At 76.3% G+C, this 2,290-nt stretch carries 2 protein-coding genes; both read left to right on the top strand.

Annotation, left to right across the window (positions count from 1 at the left end; genetic code table 11):
* Nucleotides 1-1,009 (top strand): SUKH-4 family immunity protein (locus FNQ90_RS20190; protein ID WP_182607660.1); only part of this gene is annotated, 1,009 nt, incomplete at its 5' end.
* Nucleotides 1,010-1,274: 265 nt separating this feature from the next.
* The coding region (locus tag FNQ90_RS20195) for a coiled-coil domain-containing protein (RefSeq protein WP_182607661.1) at nucleotides 1,275-2,290 on the top strand (1,016 nt) is incomplete at its 3' end.

Raw genomic sequence — 2,290 nt, forward strand, 5'->3', positions numbered from 1 at the left:
CCCCGGCTACGGCTACCCGCCGCAGCCGGGGGTGCCCGTGGTGGGCTCCGGCTACATGGCGGTGCTGCGCTACCGCGCGCCGGACGGCTCGGAGCAACGGCTGATCCGTCGCTCGGCGCCGGGCATGCCGCACCCCGAGTGGCAGCTGCTGCACGAGCTGCACGCCCTGGGGGTCCCCGCGAACCAGGCGGTCGAGCTGCACACCGAGCTGCAGTCCTGCGAGCTGCCCGGCGGGTACTGCGCGCGGATGATCCGGGAGACCTGGCCGCAGGTGCGGATCACCCACACCGCTCCCTACGGCACCGACCTCGCCTCCCGCCAGACGGGGGTGCGGCACCTGGTGGAGCACCAGGACGAGCTGGAGCAGTACGCCGACGGTCCACCGCGCACGGCACCGGTGCGCGCGCCGCTGCCGCAACAGCCCACCGCCCCGGCGGTGGGGTTGGACGTGATCGGGCAGGAGCTGGCGCAGGCGTACGGCCCGCAGGGGGTCTTCCACTGGGAGCAGCAGGCGGTGGCCCGCCAGGGCGTGCCGGACATCGTGGCGCAGACCCTGGTCTGGTCGGGGCTGCCGGTGGGGATCGGGCCGTTCTTCTGGGCGCACGCCCAGCCGGGGCGGCCGATCCCGACGCTGGCGGAGCTGGCGCAGGAGCGCGGCGTGGTCCCGGCGATGGACTCGGGTTCGTACCTGGTGCTGGGCAACGACTTCGGCCGACAGCTGTGCGTGCAGTACGGCACCGCGCACGTGGTGGCGGTGCCGTTGGAGGGCGGCCCGGGCGGGCAGCCCGCGCCCGCGCGGTTCGTCAACACCTCGGTGCCGCAGTTCGCGCGGTCGATGGCGATGCTGGGCCGGATGTGGCCGCTGCGGCACGGGCTGACCCCGGAGCAGGCCGGACGCTGGACGACGGACTTCCAGACCCAACTGGCGGCCCTCGACGGGCAGGCCCTGGCCGACCCGGAGAGCTGGTGGTCGGTGTTGTTGGAGCAGATGTGGGACGGGCTGCTGTAGCCCATCGGTGACCCCGGCACCGGGGTCACCGGGCCCACCGACCCGTCCGCGCGGGGCCGGGTGCGGGGCGACCGCCGGAAACCGCCGTCGCCGCGCACCGGCCCCTCGGGTGTCCCCGGGGACGGGGACGCCCCGATGGCACGGGTGTGACGCGGATCCGGGTGTCCGGTCCCCCCGGGAGGGGCATCCTGAGAGGAGGTTTCCGTCTTTTCGCGCGATAAGCGGGTCGGGTGAGGACGGTGTGACGTCGACGAAGGAGGGTCCCGTGAACGCGACCCCGGGGGCGGATTTCGACCGGGTGCGGCGATTCGAGCGCGGCTACCACCCCGAGCAGGTCGACGCGCACCTCACCGAACTGACCGCCGACCGGGACGCCCTCGCCCGCCGTCTGGCCGCCCTCGTCACCGCCGAACGCGAACTGGTCGAGGAGATCTCCCGGGCCGGCGCCGCGAGGGAGGCCGCCGCCGACCTGCCGCCCGACCGGTGGGTCGCCCTCGGTCCCCGCGTGGTCGCGCTGCTCGAGGAGGTCGGGGCACAGGCCGGGGAGGTGAGCGGGGAGGCCGCCGAGGAGAGCCGAGGCGTCGTCGAGCGGGCGGCCGACGAGGCCCGCGCCCTGCGCGAACGCGCCCGGGAGGCCGCCACCGAACGCCGCGCCGAAGCCGAGGAGGAGGCCCGGCGACGTCTGAAGGAGGCCCGCGAGGAGGCCGCCGGGATCGTGGAGGCCGCCCGGGCGGACGCCGAACGGGTTCTGGGCGCCGCCGGGGAGCACCGCGACCGGCTCACCGCCGAGACCGGTCGCGCCGAGGCCGAGCGCCGTGAGCGGGAGAAGCGGGCGGAGGAGGCCCTCACCGCCGAACTCGCCGCCGCCGAGGAGGCCGGCGCCCGCCGGGAGGCGGAGATCCTCGGGTACGCCGAGAACCTGCTGGGGCGGCGTCGCGAGGACCACGCCGCCGCGACCCGGGAGGCACGGGCCCGACAGCGGGAGGCCGAGGAGCGGGCGGCCGGGCTCCTCGCCGAGGCCGAGGGACACCGCCGCCGGATCGAGCGGGAGACCGCCCGTCTGCTGCGCGAACACGAGGAGCGGGCGGAGGCCGTGCGCGAGCATCTTCGGCAGGTCAGACGCGCGTTGGCGGCACTGACCGGCCGCGCCGTCGAGGACACGGAGGAGGCCGGGGACGCCGAGGGCCTCGACGCCCCCGATACCTCCGATACCTCAGGGGATCCGGGGGCCGCCGGCGCCCGGGCCCCCGGGGAGACCGAGGGCCCCGACCGGGACTCCTC

The sequence above is a fragment of the Streptomyces alkaliphilus genome, assembly GCF_014141535.1.
Classification (GTDB): Bacteria; Actinomycetota; Actinomycetes; order Streptomycetales; family Streptomycetaceae; genus Streptomyces; species Streptomyces alkaliphilus.